This window comes from Agromyces sp. Leaf222, from assembly GCF_001421565.1.
Taxonomy (GTDB): domain Bacteria; phylum Actinomycetota; class Actinomycetes; order Actinomycetales; family Microbacteriaceae; genus Agromyces.
Genome location: NZ_LMKQ01000001.1, coordinates 2,080,356 through 2,102,338 on the forward strand (window position 1 = coordinate 2,080,356; position 21,983 = coordinate 2,102,338).

Here is a 21,983-nt window from a genome sequence, read left to right on the forward strand (position 1 = left end):
TCACGGAGCGACCGGGCCGTCGTCGTTCCCGCGGTCATCGCCCCTCCGCGGCATCCGATGTCGGAGGCACCGTGCCGGCGACGCGCGCTGCGAAGCCCGAAGGGTGCGCAGCACGGTGCCGACGTGCGAAACTCTCCTCATGCGGGACCGGATGCCGGCGGGGGCCGATGAGGCCGGGGGAGCCCTGAACCAGCGGAGCGCGCGGCGCGGGCCGAAGCGCTCGACGACCACGCTCGCTGAGCGTTGGACGGTCGTCGACGGCGTCGACGTCTTCTACCGCGAATCGCCCGAGCCGCCGTCGGGCGTGCCGGCGATGATGCACGTACACGGGTTCGGGCTCTCGGGGCGCTACCTCCTGCCGACCGCCGAACGGCTCGCCGACGACTTCCACACGCTCGTGCCCGACCTGCCGGGATTCGGGCGGAGCGGCAAGGCCGCGTCATCCCTCGACGTGCCCGACCTCGCGCATGCGGCCGCGAGGTTCCTCGACGATCGCGGCATCGAGCGCGTGACGCTGGTCGGCAATTCCATGGGATGCCCGGTGATCTGCGAGTTCGCGCATCTCCACCCCGATCGCATCGAACGGGCGGTGCTCGTCTCGCCGGCGGGCGGTGTCTTCAACCAGCCGCTCCGGCGCGCGATGGGGCAGATCAGCCGTGACGGCACCCGCGAGCCGCCGGGGCTGATGCGCGTCGTGACACCGGACTACCTCCGCTTCGGCGTTCCGAGCACCGTGCGCATGTTCAAGGCGCTCACGCGGTACCCATCGCTGGAGCGCATGCTCGCGCTGCACATCCCCACCCTGGCGGTGCTCGGCGACCGGGATCCACTGATGCCCGGCGCCGATCGCGTGCAGGAGGTCGCAAGCCAGACCGACAACCGAGTGCTCATCGCCAAGATCGAGGGCGCCGCGCACGCGATCAACTTCAGCCACTCGGGCGAGCTCGCCCACATGATCAGGCTGTTCATGGCCGATCGACCGATCGTCGACGACCCCGACTCGCCCGGCCATGCCCGCCTGTACGAGATCCACCGCGGATCGCAGCATCCGCCCGCGCGTTCCGATTGATCGCGCATCGCGAGAACGCGATGCGATGGTGCCGGTGGTGGGGGTCGAACCCACACGCCCTTTCGGGCAAAGCATTTTGAGTGCTCCGCGTCTGCCATTCCGCCACACCGGCCAGAGGCCTCGCTCAGAATACCGTAGGCTTTCCTCCGTGACAGACACGGAACAGACCCAGTCGGCCCCTCGCCGCGTCGTCGTGGCAGAGGACGAGTCGCTGATCCGACTCGACATCGTCGAGATCCTCCGCGACAACGGCTTCGAGGTCGTCGGTGAGGCCGGTGACGGCGAGACTGCGGTCCAGCTCGCCACCGAGCTCCGCCCCGACCTCGTCATCATGGACGTGAAGATGCCCCAGCTCGACGGCATCTCGGCGGCCGAGCGCCTCTCGAAGGGCCACATCGCCCCGGTGGTGCTGCTCACGGCGTTCAGCCAGAAGGAGCTCGTCGAGCGGGCGAGTGAGGCGGGAGCCCTCGCCTACGTCGTCAAGCCGTTCACCCCGAACGACCTGCTGCCGGCCATCGAGATCGCCCTCGCCCGGTACGCCCAGATCATCGCACTCGAGGCCGAGGTCGGCGACCTCGTCGAGCGCTTCGAGACGCGCAAGCTCGTCGACCGGGCCAAGGGCTTGCTCAACGAGAAGATGGGCCTCACCGAGCCCGAGGCATTCCGGTGGATCCAGAAGGCCTCGATGGACCGCCGCCTCACCATGAAGGACGTCTCGCAGGCCATCATCGAACAGTTGGCCGCGAAGAAGTAGACCACCCGCACGCACGACGGATGCCGCGACGAGACGCCTCGTCGCGGCATCCGTCGTCTCGGGGTGATTCGCTGTCGGTGGCCGCTTGTAGGCTTGGCGGGTGCCAGACGCAGACAAGCCCACCCTTCTCGTGATCGACGGCCACTCGTTGGCATTCCGGGCGTTCTACGCACTGCCGGTCGACAGCTTCACCACGCGCGACGGGCAGCACACGAACGCCATCCACGGGTTCCTCTCGATGCTGCTCCTGCTGCTCGCGAACGAGAACCCGACGCACCTCGCGGTCGCGTTCGACATGTCGCGAGCCTCCTTCCGCACCCGCGAGTACCCCGAGTACAAGGGCACCCGCGGTGAGACGCCGGTCGAGTTCAAGGGCCAGGTGCCGCTGCTCCAAGAGGCGCTGCAGGCCATGGGCATCACGACCCTCGAGAAGGAGGACTTCGAGGCCGACGACATCCTCGCGACGCTCGCGGCGCGCGGTCGCGCCGACGGCTATCGGGTGCTCCTCGTCTCGGGCGACCGCGACACGATCCAGCTCGTGAACGACGACGTCACCCTGCTCTACCCGAACACCCAGGGCGTCTCGCAGCTCAAGCGCTACGACCCCGCGGCGGTCACCGAGCGCTACGGCATCCGGCCCGAGCAGTACCCCGATGTCGCGGCCCTCGTCGGCGAATCCAGCGACAACCTGATCGGCATCTCGAAGGTCGGCGAGAAGACCGCCGTGAAGTGGCTCGGCCTGTACGGCGATCTCGACGGCATCCTCGAGCACGCCGACGAGATCAAGGGCGTCGTCGGCCAGAACCTGCGCGACCAGCGCGAGAACGCGGTGCGCAACCGCCGTCTGAACCGGCTGGTGACCGATGTCGAGCTCGACGTCGAGCTCGATTCCCTCGAGGCGAAGCCGATCGTGCTCGACGAGGTGCGACCGCTGTTCGAGCGACTCGAGTTCCGCACGCTGCTCGAACGCCTCGCGAAGCTCGTCGATGCGCCCGCCGCCGTCGCCGGGGCGGGCGCGGGCCCCGCCGAGTCGGAGACGCCCGGCGTCGCCGCACCGCAGGCTCCCGCTTCGCAGGCGCTCACGGGCGACGCGCTGGCCGACTGGCTCGAACGTGCGGCCGCGGCCGAACCTGCGGGCCTCGGCCTCAGCCTCGACGTGCTCGACGGCGTGGTCATCGGTGCGGGCATCGCGACCTCGACCGAGAGCGTGCGCCTGTCGTGGCGCGCCGGCGACGAGGCCGTGGCACCCTTCGACCGATGGCTGGCGAGTGCGTCGCCCAAGGTCATGACCGACGCGAAGGGTCAGGTGAAGGCCGCTTCCCGGTCGGGCCTCGAGGTCGACGGGCTCGTGCTCGACACGCTCGTGGCCGGCTGGCTGCTCCGCCCGAACCTCACCGAGCGCTCCCTCGCCGACCTCGTCGACGTGCACCTCGGCGAGACCCTTCCGCAGGCCGACCCCTCGCTCCTGGTGCCAGAAGAGGGATCCGACGCCGGAGCACCCGAGTTCGCCTGGTACACCCTGCGCCTGGCACCCGTGATCCTGCGGGCGCTGCCCGAGAACACCCGCGTGCTGCTCGCCGAGGTCGAGATGCCGCTCGTGCCGGTGCTCGCGGCCATGGAACTGCGCGGCGTCACCGTCGATCACGGCGAGCTGTCGGCGCTCTCGTCGGAGCTCGGCGACCGTGCGGCCGCCCTCGCCGCCGCCGCGTACGCCGAGATCGGCCGCGAGGTGAACCTCGGCTCGCCGAAGCAGCTCCAGGAGGTGCTCTTCGACCAGCTCGCCATGCCGAAGACGCGCGCAACGAAGACCGGCTACACGACCGATGCGAGCGCCTTGGCCGACCTGCAGGAGTCGAACCCGCACCCGTTCCTCGGGTTCCTGCTCGAGCACCGCGATGCGACCAAGCTCCGCCAGATCGTCGAATCGCTCGACAAGTCGATCGCCGCCGACGGCCGCATCCACACCTCGTACGGCCAGATCGGCGCAGCGACGGGCCGCATGTCCTCGAACGACCCGAACCTGCAGAACATCCCGACGCGCACCGAAGACGGCAGGCGCATCCGCAAGGCGTTCCGGCACGGCGACGACTACGTCGAGCTGATGACGGCCGACTACTCGCAGATCGAGATGCGCATCATGGCGCACCTCTCCGGCGACCCCGGCCTCATCGAGGCGTTCAACGCCGGTGAAGACCTGCACCGGTTCGTCGGCGCGCGCGTCTTCTCGGTCGACCCGACCGACGTCACGCCGCTGATGCGCACGAAGGTGAAGGCGATGTCGTACGGCCTGGCCTACGGGCTCAGTGCGTTCGGGCTCTCGAAGCAGCTCCGCATCGATCGTGCCGAGGCGACCCAGCTCATGAAGGAGTACTTCGAGCGGTTCGGCGCGGTGCGCGACTACCTGCGCGGCGTCGTCGAGCAGGCGCGCATCGACGGGTACACCGAGACGATCTTCGGTCGTCGCCGTCCGTTCCCCGACCTGACGAGCCCGAACCGCGTGCACCGCGAGAATGCGGAGCGCGCGGCGCTCAACTCGCCGATCCAGGGTTCGGCGGCCGACATCATGAAGATCGCCATGACCACGGTCGAGGCCGAGCTCGCCGCGCGCGGCATGTCGAGCCGCATGCTGCTCACGGTGCACGACGAGCTCATCTTCGAGGTCGCCGACGGCGAGTCCGAGACGCTCGAGACGGTCGTGCGCGACCGCATGGCCACGGCGGCCGACCTGCTCGTGCCGCTCGACGTCTCGGTCGGACGCGGGCGCGACTGGGAGCACGCGGCGCACTGATCGGGTGCGACGTGCGGACGCCTCGTCGGCGCGCCGCACCCCAAGGCGGTGGGCGCGGCGTTCGTCGGTGATCCGGTGCGCTCGCGCGCCGTGTCATAGGCTCGGAGTCATGGCATCGAGCGAGCAGCGCACCCCCACCGAGATCGATCGGATCGCCGAGGACTGGGTCGACACCATCGTCGAACTGAGCCCGACACTCGGCACCTACATCGGGCGCAGGGAGGCCGACGCCCGGTTCGGCGACTACTCGCCCGAGGGTCTCGACCGCGTGCTCGAGGCCAAGCGCCGCACGATCGCGCAGCTCGATGCCGCGACACCCGTCGACGATGTCGACACCGTCACGCTCACCGATCTCCGATCCGAGCTCGCGCTCGACGTCGAGGCGCACGAGGCCGGCCTGCCGTTGCGCGACCTCAACGTCATCGCGAGCCCGGCGCAGGACCTGCGCGAGGTCTTCGACCTGATGTCGACCGACGACACCGACGACTGGGCCACGGTCTCCACGCGTCTCGACGCCCTCCCGGCGGCGGTCGACGGCTACATCCGGACCCTTCGGCTCGGCATCGAGCGCGGCACCGTTCCCGCGAAGCGCCAGGTGCGCGAGGTGGCCGTGCAGGCACGGAAGCTCGAAGCCGCCGACGGCTTCTTCGCCGAGTTCGTGCGGTCGGCGCCCGAGAGCCTGCCGGCCACGCTTCGAGCCGATCTCGACGTTCGAGCAGGCGGCGCGGGTGCGGCGTACGGGCGGCTCGCGACATTTCTCGAGCACGACCTCCTGCCCGCAGCAGGCGAGGCCGACGCGGTCGGCCGGGAGATCTACGAGCTGCAGTCGCGGCACTTCCTCGGTGCCGTCATCGATCTCGACGAGACCTACGAGTGGGGCATCGAGGAACTCGCACGCATGGTCGCCGAGCAGGAGGCGGTCGCCGGGGAGATCGTGCCCGGGGCATCCGTCGCCGAGGCGATCGCGTTCCTCGACGGCGACGTGAGCCGGAAGCTCCAGGGCACCGAGGCGCTGCAGCGATGGATGCAGGAGGTCAGCGATCGGGCGGTGGCCGAGCTCGGCGCGACCCAGTTCGACATCCCGCAACAGATCCGCACGCTCGAGTGCATGATCGCGCCGACCCAGTCCGGCGGCATCTACTACACCGGTCCGAGCGACGACTTCAGCCGTCCCGGGCGCATGTGGTGGTCGGTGCCAGAGGGCGTGACCGAGTTCGACACGTGGCGCGAGCTCACGACCGTGTACCACGAGGGCGTTCCGGGGCATCACCTGCAGATCGGCCAGGCGGTCGTGAACCGCGCGAAGCTGAACACCTGGCGTCGCCAACTCGCCGGTTCCTCGGGTCATGCCGAAGGGTGGGCGCTCTACGCCGAGCGACTCATGCAGGACCTCGGCTACCTCGACGACCCGGCCGACCGGCTCGGCATGCTCGACGGGCAGCGCATGCGTGCGGCCCGCGTGGTGCTCGACATCGGCGTGCACCTCGGCAAGCAGCGCCCCGACGGCGAGGGCGTCTGGACCGGCGACTACGCGTTCGAGTTCCTCGGGGCGAACGTGAACATGAACCAGGGCTTCGTGGACTTCGAGGTCAACCGCTACCTGGGGTGGCCGGGTCAGGCTCCGTCGTACAAGGTCGGCCAGCGCATCTGGGAGCAGCTGCGCGACGACGCGAAGCGACGCGAGGGCGCGGAGTTCGACATCAAGGAGTTCCACCGCCGTGCGCTCGACCTCGGGGGAGTCGGGCTCGACACGCTGCGCAGGAGCCTGCTCGGCTGAACGTGCAGCGGTGCGAGGCGCCCGGCTTGCCGTGCCCGCTCCGAGTCCGCTAGGATGGATTGTCACTTCTGTGACGATCCTGTCCGCATGCCCATCGCGGAACCAACACAACGCTCTCCCGCGCGATGGGCTCGATTCTGTCCTTTACGGAGCATTCACTACATGACAACCGCAACGACCAAGGCACCCAAGCAGGTCGCTATCAACGACATCGGATCTGCTGACGATTTCCTCGCCGCGGTCGAGAAGACTTTGAAGTTCTTCAACGACGGCGACCTCATCGAGGGTACCGTCGTGAAGATCGACCGCGACGAGGTCCTCCTCGACGTCGGCTACAAGACCGAGGGTGTCATCCCCTCGCGTGAGCTTTCCATCAAGCATGATGTCGACCCCAGCGAGGTCGTCGGCGTCGGCGACACCGTCGAGGCGCTCGTTCTCCAGAAGGAGGACAAGGAAGGCCGCCTCATCCTGTCGAAGAAGCGTGCGCAGTACGAGCGCGCATGGGGCGACGTGGAGAAGATCAAGGAAGCCGATGGCGTCGTGACCGGTACGGTCATCGAGGTCGTCAAGGGCGGCCTGATCGTCGACATCGGTCTCCGTGGCTTCCTCCCGGCGTCGCTCATCGAGCTCCGCCGCGTGCGCGACCTCACGCCGTACCTCGGCCAGGAGATCGAGGCGAAGATCCTCGAGCTCGACAAGAACCGCAACAACGTCGTGCTCTCGCGCCGCGCGCTTCTCGAGCAGACGCAGTCCGAGTCGCGTTCGACCTTCCTCGCCAACCTGCACCCGGGCCAGATCCGCAAGGGTGTCATCTCGTCGATCGTCAACTTCGGTGCGTTCGTCGACCTCGGTGGCGTCGACGGTCTCGTGCACGTCTCCGAGCTCTCGTGGAAGCACATCGAGCACGCCAGCGAGGTCGTCGAGGTCGGCCAGGAGGTCACCGTCGAGGTGCTCTCCGTCGAGCTCGACCGCGAGCGCGTCTCGCTGTCGCTCAAGGCGACGCAGGAGGACCCGTGGCAGGTGTTCGCCCGTACCCACGCGATCGGCCAGGTCGCACCGGGTAAGGTCACCAAGCTCGTTCCGTTCGGTGCGTTCGTTCGCGTCGCAGACGGCATCGAGGGCCTCGTGCACATCTCGGAGCTGTCCGGCAAGCACGTCGAGCTCGCAGAGCAGGTCGTGTCGGTCGGCGAAGAGGTCTTCGTCAAGGTCATCGACATCGACCTCGAGCGTCGCCGCATCTCGCTCTCGCTGAAGCAGGCGAACGAGGGCGTCGACCCCGAGGGCACCGAGTTCGACCCGGCGCTCTACGGCATGCTCACGGAGTACGACGAGCAGGGCAACTACAAGTACCCGGAGGGCTTCGACCCCGAGACCAACGAGTGGCGCGAAGGCTTCGAGGCCCAGCGCGAGAAGTGGGAGCAGGACTACGCTGCCGCTCAGGAGCGTTGGGAAGCGCACAAGAAGCAGGTCGCCTCGGCGGCCGTTGCTGCTGCTTCCGACGACTCGTTCGGTGCGGGCACCGCTTCGTACTCGAGCGAGACGGCCGGCGCGGGTACCCTCGCCGACGACGCTTCGCTCGCTGCGCTGCGCGAGAAGCTGTCCAGCAACTAGTTCGGATCGTTCCGCACTCGGAAGGCCGGTCCCCTCGGGGGCCGGCCTTCCGGCGTTTTCCCCCCCCCGCACCGCCGGCGCCCGCGCACCGCACCCTGCTCCGCCTCGCTAGAGTGGAGCCGTGTATCTGATCGGTCTCACCGGCGGCATCGCCTCAGGAAAGTCCACGGTCGCCAGGCGACTCTACGAGCACGGTGCCGTGCACGTCGACGCCGACCAGCTGGCAAGACGCGTCGTCGAGCCCGGCACTCCCGGCATCGCGGCGATCGTCGATCGGTTCGGCAGCGGAGTGCTGCGACCCGACGGCACGCTCGACCGTGCGAAGCTCGGAGAGCTGGTGTTCAACGACGACGAGGCCAGGGCAGCGCTCAACGCGATCGTGCATCCCGCGGTGCGCGAGCTCTCCGCGAAGGTCTTCGCGAAGGCCGAGGCCGCCGACCCCGATGCCGTCGTGGTCTACGACGTCCCACTGCTCGTCGAGGCATCCGTCGACCATCCCTTCGACCTGATCGTCGTGACGAGCGCGCCCCGCCGGACGCAGTTGAAGCGGCTGGTCGAGGATCGCGGCCTCGATCCCATGCAGGCGGAGGCCAGGGTCGACGCGCAGGTCGCCAACACCGAGCGCCTCGCCGTCGCCGATGTCGTGATCGACACCGACGGCACGCTCGCGCACACGATGAGCCAGACCGACGAGCTCTGGTTCCGCATCCTCGACGAGCGCGCCGCCCGCTCCAAGTGATCTGAGCGGCGCTGCCGGTGCGCTGCTGATCTCCGCTGAACCGGCCGTCGTGTCGGAGGTCGAACCTAGACTTGAAGGCATGCAGGCCACCCGATCAGTCCGTCCGTTCGAGGTCGTCAGCGAGTACGTGCCGAGCGGCGATCAGCCGGCCGCGATCGCCGAACTCGCAGGGCGCATCAACGCAGGTGAGACCGATGTCGTGCTGCTCGGCGCCACCGGCACCGGCAAGTCCGCCACCACGGCCTGGCTCATCGAGCAGGTGCAGCGGCCGACGCTCGTCCTCGCACACAACAAGACCCTCGCCGCGCAGTTGGCGAACGAGTTCCGCGAGCTCATGCCGAACAACGCGATCGAGTACTTCGTCTCGTACTACGACTACTACCAGCCCGAGGCCTACGTGCCCCAGACCGATACCTTCATCGAGAAGGACTCCTCGGTCAACGCCGAGGTCGAGCGGCTGCGGCACTCGACCACGAACTCGCTGCTGAGCCGGCGCGACGTGGTCGTCGTGTCGACCGTCTCCTGCATCTACGGCCTCGGCACCCCCGAGGAGTACCTGAAGGCGATGATGCCGCTGCAGGTCGGCCAGCAGGTCGACCGCGACTGGCTCATCCGCAAGTTCGTCTCGATGCAGTACCAGCGCAACGACGTCGAGTTCTCGCGCGGCACGTTCCGGGTGCGCGGCGACACGATCGAGATCATCCCGGTGTACGAGGAGCTCGCCATCCGCATCGAGATGTTCGGCGATGAGATCGAGGCGCTGTACAGCCTGCATCCGTTGACCGGCCAGGTGGTCGCGAAGCTCGACGTGGTGCCCGTGTTCCCCGGGTCGCACTACGTCGCGAGCACCGACGTCATGCAGCGGGCCATCGGCACGATCCGCATCGAGCTCGAAGAGCGGCTGGCCGAGCTCGAGCGCGAGGGCAAGCTCCTCGAGGCGCAGCGACTGCGCATGCGCACGACCTTCGACCTCGAGATGATGGAGCAGATCGGCTTCTGCTCCGGCATCGAGAACTACTCGCGGCACATCGACGGGCGCGCACCGGGGGAGGCCCCCCATTGCCTCCTCGACTACTTCGCCGACGACTTCCTCGTCGTGATCGACGAGTCGCACGTGACGGTTCCGCAGATCGGTGCGATGTACGAGGGCGACTCGTCGCGCAAGCGAACCCTCGTCGAGCACGGATTCCGGCTTCCCAGCGCCCTCGACAACCGACCGCTCAAGTGGAACGAGTTCAAGAACCGCGTCGGCCAGGCCGTGTACCTCTCGGCGACCCCCGGCCGGTACGAGATGGGCATCGCCGACGGCGTGGTCGAGCAGATCATCCGTCCGACCGGCCTCGTCGACCCGCAGATCGTCGTGAAGCCCTCGAAGGGACAGATCGACGACCTCCTCGAGGAGATCAAGGTCCGCGCCGACCGCGACGAGCGCGTGCTCGTCACGACGCTGACGAAGCGCATGGCCGAGGAGCTCACCGACTACCTCACCGAAGCCGGGGTTCGCGTGCGCTACCTGCACTCGGATGTCGACACGCTCCGCCGCGTCGAACTGCTGACCGAGCTGCGCGCCGGCGTCTACGACGTGCTCGTCGGCATCAACCTGCTGCGAGAGGGACTCGACCTTCCCGAGGTGTCGCTCGTGGCGATCCTCGACGCCGACAAGGAGGGCTTCCTGAGATCCTCCACGTCGTTGATCCAGACGATCGGCCGCGCCGCGCGAAACGTCTCGGGCGAAGTGCACATGTACGCCGACGTCCTCACCGACTCGATGAACGCCGCGATCGACGAGACCGATCGGCGCCGCGAGCGCCAGATCGAGTACAACCGGGTCAACGGCATCGACCCGCAGCCCCTGCGCAAGCGCATCGCCGACATCACGCAACTGCTCGCGCGTGAGGAGGCCGACACCGCGGCGTTGCTCGCGGGTCGCGACTCGCGCAAGAAGGCCCCAGTGCCGAACCTCCGCCGTCAGGGCATCGCCGCCGAGGGCGCGAACGATCTCGAAGAGCTCATCCGCGACCTGAACGACCAGATGCTCGTCGCGGCCGGCGAGCTCAAGTTCGAGCTCGCCGCGCGCCTCCGCGATGAGGTCTCCGAGCTGAAGCGAGAGCTCCGGCAGATGGAGAAGGCCGGACATCTCGACTGAATCGAACATATGTTCGCTCAGAGCGCGTGCGCTCACGGCGTTCGTGTCGGTGGGTCTGCCTACACTCGTAGAGTGCCTGTTTCACGTCTCGATGCCCATTCGCACCTGAGTGTCCGCGGTGCCCGCGTACACAACCTCCGAGACGTCGACGTCGAGATCCCACGCGATGCGATGGTGGTCTTCACCGGCCTCTCGGGTTCCGGCAAGTCGTCGCTCGCGTTCGACACGATCTTCGCCGAGGGCCAGCGCCGCTACGTCGAGTCGCTCTCGGCCTACGCGAGGCAGTTCCTCGGCCAGGTCGATCGCCCAGACGTCGATTTCATCGAGGGCCTCAGCCCGGCCGTCTCGATCGATCAGAAGTCGACGAACCGCAACCCGCGCTCGACGGTCGGCACGATCACCGAGATCTACGACTACATGCGACTGCTGTGGGCGCGCATCGGCGTGCCGCACTGCCCGGTGTGCGGTGAGCCCATCCAGCGCCAGACGGTGCAGCAGATCGCCGATCAACTCATGCAGCTCGACCACGGCGTTCGCTTCCAGGTGCTCAGCCCGGTCGTATCCCAGAAGAAGGGCGAGTTCGTCGACCTCTTCCGCGAACTGGCCGCCGGCGGTTACTCGCGTGCCGTGGTCGATGGCGAGCTCATCCGCCTCGACGAGCCGCCGAAGCTGAAGAAGCAGGTCAAGCACGACATCTCGGTGGTCGTCGACCGGCTCGTCGCCGGGCCCGACGTGCTCGGGCGCCTGACGGACTCCCTCGAGACCGCGTTGCGCCTGACCGATGGCCTGGTGCAGATCAACTACGTCGACAAGACCGGGCCAGAAGCCTGGGACATGTTCTCCGAGAAGCTCTCGTGCCCGAACCAGCACCCGATCCAGCTGACCGAGATCGAGCCGCGGACCTTCTCGTTCAACGCGCCGTTCGGGGCCTGCCCCGAGTGCTCCGGCCTCGGTACGCGCATGGCGGTCGACGAGCAGCTGCTGCTCGGCGATCCGTCGCTCAGCATCGCCGAAGGCGTGATCATCCCCTGGACCTCACAGGGCAAGAGCCTCTACAACTACTACGAGAAGCTCCTCGTCGGCCTCTCGCGCGACCTCGGGTTCTCGCTCGACACCCCGTGGGAGAACCTCGACGAGGCCGCCCGCGATGCCGTGCTGCGGGGCGACAACTTCGAGGTCAAGGTGAAGTGGCGCAACCGATACGGCCGCGAGATGAGCTACACCTCCGGCTTCGAGGGCGTCGTGCCGTACATCGAACGCCAGTACCTGCAGGCCGAGACCGACGCGCAACGCGTCCGCTGGTCCGAGTACCTGCGCGAGGTGCCGTGTCCGGTCTGCAAGGGCAAGCGACTCAAGCCAGAGGTGCTCTCCGTGCTCATCCACGACGCGAGCATCGCAGATGTCGGGCTCCTGAGCCTCACCGATGCCCGCTCGTTCATGGACCGCCTCGAGCTCACCGATCGCGAGCAGGCCATCGCCGCGCAGGTGCTGCGCGAGATCAAGCTGCGGCTCGACTTCCTGATCCGCGTCGGGCTCAGCTACCTCGACCTCTCGAGGGCGGCGGCGACGCTCTCGGGCGGCGAGGCGCAGCGCATCCGGCTCGCGACGCAGATCGGCTCAGGCCTCACGGGCGTGCTCTACGTGCTCGACGAGCCGAGCATCGGCCTGCATCAGCGCGACAACCGGCGCCTCATCGACACGCTCGTGGCATTGCGCGACCTGGGCAACACGCTCATCGTGGTCGAGCACGACGAAGACACGATCCGCACCGCCGACTGGATCGTCGACATCGGCCCGGGAGCAGGCGTCAACGGCGGCACCGTCGTGCACTCGGGCAGCTACGGCGACCTGCTGAAGAACACCCGCTCGCTGACCGGCGACTACCTCTCCGGCCGCAAGGAGATCCCGATCCCCGAACGGCGCAGGCCGATCGATGCCGAGCGCATGATCTCGGTGCAGGGCGCCGAGGCGAACAACCTCCGCGGCGTCGACGTGGACTTCCCGCTCGGCGTGTTCACCGCGGTGACCGGCGTGAGCGGGTCGGGCAAGTCCTCGCTCGTCAACGACATCCTGTACCGCGTGCTCGCCAACCGCCTGAACGGTGCGCGCAAGCTGCCGGGCAGGCACCGTCGCGTCACGGGTCTCGACCAGCTCGACAAGGTCGTGCACGTCGATCAGGCGCCGATCGGTCGCACCCCGCGTTCGAACCCCGCGACCTACACGGGCGTCTTCGATCGCGTCCGCACCCTGTTCTCCGAGACCAACGAGGCGAAGGCGCGCGGCTACCTGCCGGGTCGGTTCAGCTTCAACGTCAAGGGCGGCCGATGCGAGGCGTGCTCCGGCGACGGCACGATCAAGATCGAGATGAACTTCCTGCCGGACGTGTACGTGGCGTGCGAGGTCTGCGGCGGCCAGCGCTACAACCGCGAGACCCTGCAGGTGCACTACAAGGGCAAGAACATCGCCGAAGTGCTCCAGATGCCGATCAGCGAGGCGGCCGAGTTCTTCGAGCCGATCTCGGCGATCCACCGCTACCTCAAGACCCTCGTCGACGTCGGCCTCGGCTACGTGCAGCTCGGTCAGAGCGCCACGACGCTCTCGGGCGGCGAGGCCCAGCGCGTCAAGCTCGCGACCGAACTGCAGCGCCGCTCCAACGGGCGCAGCGTCTACGTGCTCGACGAGCCGACCACCGGCCTGCACTTCGAAGACGTGCGCAAGCTCCTGAAGGTGCTCGGCAAGCTCGTCGACAAGGGCAACACGGTGATCGTCATCGAGCACAGCCTCGACGTGATCAAGTCGGCCGACTGGATCATCGACCTCGGCCCTGAGGGCGGCTCGGGCGGCGGTCAGATCGTCGCCACCGGCACGCCCGAGCAGGTCGCCGCCGTGTCCGAGAGCCACACGGGGTACTTCCTGCGCGAGATCTTCGACGTCGCGCGAGCGGGCGTCGAAGTCGCCAGCTGACCATGAGCGACGAGCTCGCCTACCGCCCGAAGGCGGGGGAGATCCCGACGGCGCCCGGCGTCTACCGGTTCCGCGACGACGACCGTCGGGTGCTCTACGTCGGCAAGGCCAAGAACCTGCGCGCCCGGCTCTCGAACTACTTCGCGCCGCTCCGAACGCTTCACGAGCGCACGCGGCGCATGGTGACCACGGCGACCTCGGTCGAATGGACCGTCGTCGGCAACGACGTCGAGGCGCTGCAGCTCGAGTACACGTGGATCAAGGAGTTCGATCCGCCGTTCAACGTCAAGTACCGAGACGACAAGTCGTACCCCTACCTCGCGGTGACGCTCGCCGATGAGGCGCCTCGCGCGATCGTCACGCGCCGCAGCGGCATCCCCGGAGCCCGGTACTTCGGTCCGTACCCGAAGGTCTGGGCGGTCAACGAGACGCTCGAGCTCCTGCTGAAGCTGTTCCCGATCCGCACCTGCAAGGACTCCGACTATCGCCGGGCGATGGCCACCGGCCGACCGTGCTTCGCCGGGCAGATCGGTCGGTGCTTCGGGCCGTGTTCGGGGCAGGTCGGCATCGAGGAGCACCGGGCGAACGTCGAACGGTTCGTCTCGTTCATGACGAACCAGGATCGCCGCATCGTCGACGAACTCTCGCAGCAGATGCTCGAGGCATCCGCATCGTTCGAGTACGAGACCGCGGCTCGCAGGCGCGACCAGCTTCAGGCGGCCACCGAGTTCTTCGAGAAGAGTGCGGTCGTGCTCCGCGACGACGTCGATGTCGACGTGTTCGGAATCGACCACGACGAACTCGCTGCAGCGGTGCAGATCTTCGTCGTGCGCGGGGGTCGGGTGCGCGGTGTGCACTCGTGGACCGTCGACAAGGAGCTCGACGTGCCCATCGGCGACCTCGTCGACTCCGTCGTGCAGAACGCCTACGGCGGCCAGCTCGCTCCGCCGCGCGAGGTCGTCGTGCCAGAGCTGCCCGACGACGCCCCGGCGCTCGAGACCTGGCTCACCGAGCGGGCCGGCCGAAAGGTGCGGCTGCGCGCCGCGCAGCGCGGCGACAAGGCAGCGCTGCTCGCGACCGCGACGCAGAACGCGAAGCAGTCGCTCATGCTCTACAAGACCCGACGGAGCGCCGATTTCACGACGCGTTCCCGGGCGCTCGAAGACATCCAGGAGGCGCTCGGCATGGCGGATGCCCCGCTGCGCATCGAGTGCTTCGACGTGTCGCACCTGAGCGGCACGAACATCGTCGCCTCCATGGTCGTCTTCGAAGACGGCCTGCCCCGAAAAGACGAGTACCGGCGGTTCACGATCCCCGAGTCGACCGACGACACCGATTCGATCCACCAGGTGCTGACCCGGAGGCTCGCGTATCTTGCGGCGCCGGCCGGGGAGCCTGCGGCCGACGACCCCGCAGCAGCGGAGGTCGTCGACGGCACGCGTCGCTCGAAGTTCTCGTACCGGCCCAACCTCCTCGTGGTCGACGGCGGGGAGCCGCAGGTCGAGGCCGCCGCACGGGCGCTCGCGGAGTCCGGCGTCGAGGGCATCTACCTCTGCGGCATCGCGAAGCGCCTCGAGGAGATCTGGACCCCCGACGCCGACTACCCGGTGATCCTGCCGCGCAACAGCGATGCGCTGTTCCTGTTCCAGCGCGTCCGCGACGAGGCGCACCGGTTCGCGATCACGCACCAGCGGCAGCGCCGCAAGCGCGACATCTCATCGGTGCTCGCCGAGATCCCGGGCCTCGGCCCCACCCGCATCAAGACGCTGCTGCGGCACTTCGGATCGGTGAAGCGCCTGCGCGCGGCATCCGTCGACGAGATCGGCAGCGTCGACGGGTTCGGGCCGACGCTCGCGGCCGTCGTGCACGAGGAGCTTCGAACCGGTGCCGCAGCCCAACCCCGCTAGGCTGGTTCTCGACGTGCGGGAAGGGGAACCGAGGCGATGGCAACCGAGGTCGAGCAGGAGATGCTCATCGTCACCGGGATGTCGGGGGCCGGTCGTTCGACCGTCGGCAACGCCCTCGAGGATCTCGGCTGGTACGTGGTCGACAACCTGCCACCGCAGATGCTCCGGCCGTTGGTCGAACTCGTCGAGCGGGCCGGCGCGTCGCTGCCGCGCATCGCCGCGGTGGTCGACATCCGCGGCCGTGACTTCTTCGCCGAGCTCCGCGAGATCATCCAGGCGCTCCGCACCGGGGTGAACGTGCGCGTGGTGTTCCTCGACGCGACCGATACGGTGCTCGTGCGTCGTTTCGAGGCCGTCCGGCGCCCGCACCCGCTGCAGGGCAACGGCACGCTGCTCGACGGAATCGGAGCCGAGCGCTCGCGCCTCGCCGAGCTCCGCGAGGCGGCCGACCTCGTGGTCGACACGTCCGAGCTCAACATCCATCAGCTCGCGAACTTGATCACCGACACCTTCGCCGAGGCCGGCAGAGCCGGCGTCCGCGTGACACTGCTCAGCTTCGGCTTCAAGTACGGGCTGCCGACCGACGCCGACCTCGTCGCCGACGCGCGGTTCCTGCCGAACCCGTTCTGGATCGGCGAGCTCCGCAATCTCACGGGCGAAGATCCGGCCGTGTCCGACTACGTCCTGAGGCAACCGGGGGCGCAGGAGTTCGTCGACGCCTACGTCAAGGCGCTCGAGCCCGTGCTGAGCGGCTATCAGCGCGAGAACAAGGGCCACGCGACGATCGCGGTCGGCTGCACCGGCGGCAAGCACCGCTCGGTGGCGATGGTCCGCGAGCTCGCGTCGCGCCTCGCCGAGTTCCCCGACCTCGCGGTCAGCGTGCGGCACCGCGACCTCGGGCGCGAGTGAGCGTTCGAACTGTCCATGACGCGCGGGGTGCCATTCCCGCGCATCCACCCAAAGGAAGGATCACGAGGTGGCATTGACCGCGGATGTGAAAGAAGAACTGGCCCGCGTCGACGTCTCGAAGACGAGCGTCCGGGCGGCCGAGCTGGCCTCGGTGCTGCGGTTCGCCGGCGGCCTGCACATCATCTCGGGTCGTATCGCGATCGAGGCCGAGCTCGATTCCCCGACGACCGCGAAGCGCGTCACGCGCGACCTGGGGGAGCTCTATGGTGTGCGACCGGATGTCTCGGTGATCGCGCCCTCCGGCATCCGCCGTTCGAACCAGTTCCTGCTCCGGGTGCTCGATGGCGGTGAGACGCTCGCACGCCAGACCGGCCTGCTCGACGCGCGTCGCCGGCCGGTTCGCGGACTGCCGAACAAGCTCACGACCGGGTCGCGCGACGAGGTCGCGGCCGTGTGGCGCGGGGCGTTCCTCGCGCACGGCAGCCTCACCGATCCGGGCCGGTCGGCCGCGCTCGAGATCACCTGCCCCGGCAACGAGACGGCGATGGCCCTCGTCGGCGCCGCCGGGCGACTCGGCATCTCGGCGAAGGCGCGCGAGGTGCGCGGCGTGCACCGCGTCGTCATCCGCGACGGCGAGGCCATCAGCGCCATGCTCTCGCTCATGGGCGCGAGCGGCACCGTGCGCAACTGGGAGGAACTGCGGCAGCGTCGCGAGGTGCGTGCGACCGCGAACCGGCTCGTGAACTTCGACGACGCGAACCTCCGCCGGTCGGCTCAGGCCGCCGTCGCGGCGTGCGCGCGCGTCGAGCGGGCGATGGAGCTGCTCGGCGACGACATCCCGCAGCACCTGAAGTACGCCGGCGAACTGCGACTCGCGCACCGCGAGTCGAGCCTCGACGAGCTCGGTCACCACGCCGACCCGCCCATGACGAAGGACGCCGTCGCGGGCCGCATCCGCCGCCTGCTGGCCATGGCCGACAACCGTGCCGCCGCGCTCGGGGTGCCGGGCACCGAGGCGAGCCTGCCGGCCGACCTCGACGACGTCTAGACCGACCTTGATCGAAGCGACGGATGCCGCGGCATCCGTCGCTTCGTCGACCCCTGCGCCTCGTGTCATCGAACGTCAACCCCGGCCCGGCGTGCCCGGCAGCGGGCATAGACTCGAATGCGCAGCCGCGGAACACCGGGCAGAGGCCCGGAACGCCCGGCATCTGACAAGGAGAAGCAATGGCTGACTACACCCTCCCCGATCTCGCCTACGACTACTCGGCGCTCGAGCCGGCGATCAGTGGCACCATCATGGAGCTGCACCACTCGAAGCATCACCAGGCGTACGTGACGGGTGCGAACACCGCCCTCGCGCAGCTCGCCGAGGCGCGCGAGACGGGCAACCTCGCCAACGTGAACAAGCTCGAGAAGGACCTCTCGTTCAACCTCGGCGGTCACATCAACCACTCGATCTTCTGGACCAATCTCTCGCCGAACGGCGGCGACAAGCCCACCGGTGAGCTCGCGGCGGCCATCGACGACCAGTTCGGTTCGTTCGACGCCTTCCAGGCGCACTTCACCGCGACCGCGCTCGGCGTGCAGGGCTCCGGATGGGCGGTGCTCGCCTGGGACTCGCTCGGCCAGCGCCTGATCATCGTGCAGTTCTTCGACCAGCAGGGCAACCTGCCCGCCGGTATCGTGCCGCTGCTCATGCTGGACGTGTGGGAGCACGCCTACTACCTCGACTACCGCAATGTGCGCGCCGACTACGTCAAGGCGTTCTGGACGATCGCCGACTGGGACAACGTGCAGAAGCGCTTCGCGGCAGCAAACGAGAAGACCTCAGGGCTGCTGCTACTGTCGTAATCGTGACGGTGTCCTCGGGCATCGTCCGGGGACACCGCCGTCCGATCATTCCAAAAACCCGCGCGCTCGCGCACCGTCAATTCAGGAGAGATCCGTGTCTGTAAAGATCGGCATCAACGGCTTCGGCCGCATCGGCCGCAACTATTTCCGTGCTGCCCTCGCCCAGGGAGCAGATCTCGAGATCGTCGCGGTCAACGACCTCACCGACAACAAGACGCTCGCACACCTGCTGAAGTACGACTCGATCACGGGTCGCCTGGACGCGACGGTCGACTACGACGAGAACAACATCATCGTCAACGGCACCGCGATCAAGGCCTTCGCGGAGCGCGACCCCGCCAACCTGCCCTGGGGCGAGCTCGGCGTCGACATCGTCATCGAGTCGACCGGCTTCTTCACCAAGGCCGCCGCCGCCCGCAAGCACATCGAGGCCGGCGCCAAGAAGGTGCTCATCTCGGCCCCCGCGACCGACGAGGACGCCACGTTCGTCATCGGCGTCAACGAGCACGAGTACGACCCCGAGAAGCACCACATCATCTCGAACGCGTCGTGCACCACGAACTGCCTCGCGCCGCTCGCCAAGGTGTTCAACGACACCTTCGGCATCGAGCACGGCCTCATGACCACGGTGCACGCCTACACGGCCGACCAGAACCTGCAGGACGGCCCGCACAGCGACCTCCGTCGTGCTCGCGCAGCGGCGATCAACATCGTCCCCACGTCGACCGGTGCGGCCAAGGCCATCGGCCTCGTGCTGCCCGAGCTCGTCGGCAAGCTCGACGGCTTCGCGCTGCGCGTGCCGGTGCCCACCGGCTCGATCACCGACCTCACGGTCACCACCAAGACCCCGGTCACGGTCGATGAGGTCAAGGCCGCCTACAAGGCTGCGGCCGAGGGCCCCCTGAAGGGCATCCTCAAGTACACCGAAGACGACATCGTGTCGAGCGACATCGTGACCGACCCGCACTCGTCGATCTTCGACGCCGGGCTCGTGCGCGTCATCGGCAACCAGGTGAAGCTCTCGAGCTGGTACGACAACGAGTGGGGCTACTCCAACCGTCTCGTCGACCTGACCGAGTACGTCGCCGAACGTCTCTGAATCGCGTCATCGTGACACTGCGAACGATCGATAGCCTCGGTTCGCTCGCCGGTTCGCGCATCGTCGTCCGTTGTGACCTCAACGTTCCTCTCAAGGACGGGGTCATCACGGACGACGGTCGCGTTCGGGCGTCGCTGCCGACACTCACCGCGCTGACCGACCAAGGGGCGCGCGTGATCGTCGTCTCCCACCTCGGCCGCCCTGAGGGCGCCCCCGACGCGAAGTACAGCCTCGCGCCGGTCGCCGCCCGCCTCGGCGAACTCGTCGACGTGCCCGTCGCGTTCGCGACCGACACGGTCGGCGACGACGCCACGGCCAAGGTGGAGGCCCTCGCCGACGGCGAGATCCTCGTGCTCGAGAACCTGCGGTTCAACCCGGGGGAGACCTCGAAGAACGAAGCCGAGCGCACCGCATTCGCCGGCGAGCTGGCGGCGTTCGCCGATTCCGTCGTCTCCGACGGATTCGGCGTGGTGCACCGCAAGCAGGCGAGCGTCTTCGAACTCGAAGAGCTCCGCCCGAGTGCGGCCGGCCTGCTCATCGCCGCCGAGCTCGACGTGCTCGACCGCCTCACCGAGAACCCCGAGCGTCCGTACGCGGTCGTGCTCGGCGGCTCGAAGGTGTCCGACAAGCTCGGCGTGATCGCGCACCTGCTGCCGCGGGTCGACACGCTGCTCATCGGCGGCGGCATGCTCTTCACCTTCCTCGCGGCCCAGGGCCACAAGGTCGGCTCCAGCCTGCTGGAGGCCGACCAGATCGAGACCGTGAAGGGCTACCTCGCCGAGGCCGCCGAGCGCGGCGTCGACATCGTGCTGCCGACGGATGTCGTCGTCGCCGCGTCGTTCTCGGGCGAGGCGGAGCACGTGGTCGCTCCCGCCGATGCCATCGAGGAGACGCCGTTCGGCGCATCCGGCCTCGGCCTCGACATCGGACCCGAGACGGCCGCCGCCTTCGCCGAGCACATCCGCTCGTCGAAGACGGTGTTCTGGAACGGCCCGATGGGCGTGTTCGAGCTCGCACCCTTCGCGGGCGGCACTCGTGCCGTCGCGCAGGCGCTCACCGAGGTCGACGGTCTCAGCGTCGTCGGCGGCGGCGACTCGGCAGCCGCGGTCCGCCAGCTCGGATTCTCGGACGACCAGTTCGGTCACATCTCGACGGGCGGCGGCGCGAGCCTCGAGTTCCTCGAGGGCAAGAAGCTCCCCGGACTGGAGGTCCTCGGATGGTAGGCAAGCGCACCCCGTTCATCGCAGGCAACTGGAAGATGAACCTCGATCACCTGCAGGCGGTCGCGTTCACGCAGAAGCTCGCGTGGTCGCTGAAGGACGCGAAGCACGACCCGGCCGATGCCGAGGTCGCGGTCTTCCCGCCGTTCACCGACATCCGCTCGGTGCAGACGCTCATCGCGGCCGACAACCTGCCGATCGCCTATGGCGCTCAGGATGTCTCGGCCCACGACTCGGGCGCCTACACGGGTGAGGTCTCCGGCGCGTTCCTCGCGAAGCTCGAGTGCGCGTACGTGATCATCGGCCACTCCGAGCGTCGCACACTGCACGGCGAGACCGATGCGGACGTCAACGCGAAGGTGCTCGCGGCTCACCGCCACGGCATCGTGCCGGTGCTCTGCGTCGGCGAGACCGCCGAAGACCTCGAGGAGCACGGCCCGAGCGCCGTGCCGGTGGCGCAACTCCGCGCCGCCCTCGAGAACGTCGAGGGCGCGAAGGGCCTCGTCATCGCGTACGAGCCCGTCTGGGCCATCGGATCCGGCCAGGCGGCGACGCCGCAGCAGGCCGAGCAGGTCTGCGAGGCGCTCCGCGGAGTGCTGCGCGAACTCTTCGGCGACGACGTCGCCGGCGCCACGCGCGTGCTCTACGGCGGCTCGGTCAAGGCGGCGAACATCGCCTCGTTCCTCCGGGAGCCGAACGTCGACGGCGCGCTCGTCGGCGGCGCGAGCCTCGACATCGACGAGTTCTCGAGCATCGTCCGCTTCAAGAAGCACGTCGGAGCCTGATTCAGGCGGCGCGGGGCCGGAGACGCGTGTCTCCGGCCCCGCGCTTTCCGTCCCGCTATACTCGTATATCGGCACAGACCCCCTTGTCGTGCCCGGAAAGGTTCACCGTGGAGATTCTCCAGGTCGTCCTGCAGGTCCTGCTCGGTATCACGAGCCTCCTGCTGACGCTGCTCATCCTGCTGCACAAGGGCCGCGGTGGCGGTCTGTCCGACATGTTCGGCGGCGGCGTCACCTCAAGCCTCGGTGCATCGGGTGTTGCCGAGCGCAACCTCAATCGCATCACCGTGATCCTGGGCCTCGTCTGGGTGACGTGCATCGTCATCCTCGGCCTGATCACGAAGTTCGACTCGGGAATCTGAGC

General features: G+C 68.3%; 16 protein-coding genes, 1 tRNA gene and 2 pseudogenes. 17 read left to right on the plus strand and 2 right to left on the minus strand.

Going from position 1 to position 21,983, the window contains the following annotated elements; all coding sequences use genetic code 11:
- Positions 1–151 precede the first annotated feature (151 nt).
- On the plus strand, positions 152–1,069 hold the full coding sequence (locus ASE68_RS09180; protein ID WP_200921740.1) for an alpha/beta fold hydrolase: 918 nt from the start codon (positions 152–154) through the stop codon (positions 1,067–1,069).
- A 26-nt stretch (positions 1,070–1,095) separates the two neighbouring features.
- On the opposite strand, the gene ASE68_RS09185 is transcribed toward ASE68_RS09180, so the two are convergent.
- Positions 1,096–1,181, minus strand: a tRNA-Leu gene (locus ASE68_RS09185).
- Between the two features lie 36 nt (positions 1,182–1,217).
- On the opposite strand from ASE68_RS09185, the gene ASE68_RS09190 reads away from it, so the two are divergent.
- Together ASE68_RS09190 and ASE68_RS20885 are read left to right on the plus strand one after the other, a co-directional pair.
- Positions 1,218–1,823, plus strand: coding sequence for an ANTAR domain-containing response regulator (locus ASE68_RS09190; protein ID WP_055857627.1), 606 nt, complete (start codon positions 1,218–1,220; stop codon positions 1,821–1,823).
- A gap of 130 nt (positions 1,824–1,953) precedes the next feature.
- Positions 1,954–2,670 (plus strand): annotated as a pseudogene (locus ASE68_RS20885) (5'-3' exonuclease H3TH domain-containing protein); the annotation flags it as partial.
- Positions 2,671–3,658: 988 nt separating this feature from the next.
- Here ASE68_RS20885 and ASE68_RS20185 read toward each other — a convergent pair.
- Positions 3,659–3,742, minus strand: a pseudogene (locus ASE68_RS20185).
- Between the two features lie 80 nt (positions 3,743–3,822).
- Here ASE68_RS20185 and ASE68_RS20525 point away from each other — a divergent pair.
- The 14 genes from ASE68_RS20525 (at position 3,823) to secG (ending at position 21,981) form a co-directional block, all read left to right on the plus strand.
- Positions 3,823–4,611, plus strand: coding sequence for a DNA polymerase (locus tag ASE68_RS20525; protein WP_200921762.1), 789 nt, complete (start codon positions 3,823–3,825; stop codon positions 4,609–4,611).
- A gap of 109 nt (positions 4,612–4,720) precedes the next feature.
- Positions 4,721–6,388, plus strand: coding sequence for a DUF885 domain-containing protein (locus tag ASE68_RS09200; protein ID WP_055857632.1), 1,668 nt, complete (start codon positions 4,721–4,723; stop codon positions 6,386–6,388).
- A 162-nt stretch (positions 6,389–6,550) separates the two neighbouring features.
- Complete coding sequence (gene rpsA, locus ASE68_RS09205; protein WP_055857633.1) at positions 6,551–7,999, plus strand: 30S ribosomal protein S1; 1,449 nt, start codon at positions 6,551–6,553, stop codon at positions 7,997–7,999.
- Positions 8,000–8,120: 121 nt separating this feature from the next.
- The gene (gene coaE / locus ASE68_RS09210) at positions 8,121–8,738 is read left to right on the plus strand and encodes a dephospho-CoA kinase (protein ID WP_055857635.1); all 618 of its coding nucleotides are present in this window, start codon (positions 8,121–8,123) and stop codon (positions 8,736–8,738) included.
- 79 nt (positions 8,739–8,817) lie between these two features.
- A complete protein-coding gene (uvrB, locus tag ASE68_RS09215) occupies positions 8,818–10,884 on the plus strand; it encodes an excinuclease ABC subunit UvrB (protein WP_055857637.1) in 2,067 nt (688 codons plus the stop codon).
- A 9-nt stretch (positions 10,885–10,893) separates the two neighbouring features.
- Positions 10,894–13,848, plus strand: coding sequence for an excinuclease ABC subunit UvrA (gene uvrA, locus ASE68_RS09220; protein WP_157421591.1), 2,955 nt, complete (start codon positions 10,894–10,896; stop codon positions 13,846–13,848).
- Positions 13,849–13,850: 2 nt separating this feature from the next.
- Positions 13,851–15,755, plus strand: a complete 1,905-nt coding sequence (gene uvrC / locus ASE68_RS09225; protein WP_055857642.1) for an excinuclease ABC subunit UvrC — start codon at positions 13,851–13,853, stop codon at positions 15,753–15,755.
- Between the two features lie 36 nt (positions 15,756–15,791).
- Positions 15,792–16,664, plus strand: coding sequence for an RNase adapter RapZ (gene rapZ, locus ASE68_RS09230; RefSeq protein WP_055857644.1), 873 nt, complete (start codon positions 15,792–15,794; stop codon positions 16,662–16,664).
- 67 nt (positions 16,665–16,731) lie between these two features.
- Positions 16,732–17,712 carry a DNA-binding protein WhiA gene (gene whiA / locus ASE68_RS09235; protein WP_055857646.1) on the plus strand — a complete coding sequence of 327 codons (981 nt, stop codon included), beginning with the start codon at positions 16,732–16,734 and terminating at the stop codon, positions 17,710–17,712.
- Positions 17,713–17,891: 179 nt separating this feature from the next.
- Positions 17,892–18,518, plus strand: a complete 627-nt coding sequence (locus tag ASE68_RS09240) for a superoxide dismutase (RefSeq protein WP_055857648.1) — start codon at positions 17,892–17,894, stop codon at positions 18,516–18,518.
- 94 nt (positions 18,519–18,612) lie between these two features.
- Positions 18,613–19,617, plus strand: coding sequence for a type I glyceraldehyde-3-phosphate dehydrogenase (gene gap, locus ASE68_RS09245; RefSeq protein ID WP_055857651.1), 1,005 nt, complete (start codon positions 18,613–18,615; stop codon positions 19,615–19,617).
- Positions 19,618–19,628: 11 nt separating this feature from the next.
- On the plus strand, positions 19,629–20,840 hold the full coding sequence (gene pgk, locus ASE68_RS09250; protein ID WP_055857653.1) for a phosphoglycerate kinase: 1,212 nt from the start codon (positions 19,629–19,631) through the stop codon (positions 20,838–20,840).
- The gene (tpiA, locus tag ASE68_RS09255) at positions 20,834–21,622 is read left to right on the plus strand and encodes a triose-phosphate isomerase (protein WP_055857655.1); all 789 of its coding nucleotides are present in this window, start codon (positions 20,834–20,836) and stop codon (positions 21,620–21,622) included. The genes pgk and tpiA overlap by 7 nt, the downstream gene beginning before the upstream one ends.
- A 107-nt stretch (positions 21,623–21,729) precedes the next feature.
- The gene (gene secG, locus ASE68_RS09260) at positions 21,730–21,981 is read left to right on the plus strand and encodes a preprotein translocase subunit SecG (protein WP_055857657.1); all 252 of its coding nucleotides are present in this window, start codon (positions 21,730–21,732) and stop codon (positions 21,979–21,981) included.
- Positions 21,982–21,983: the final 2 nt, after the last annotated feature.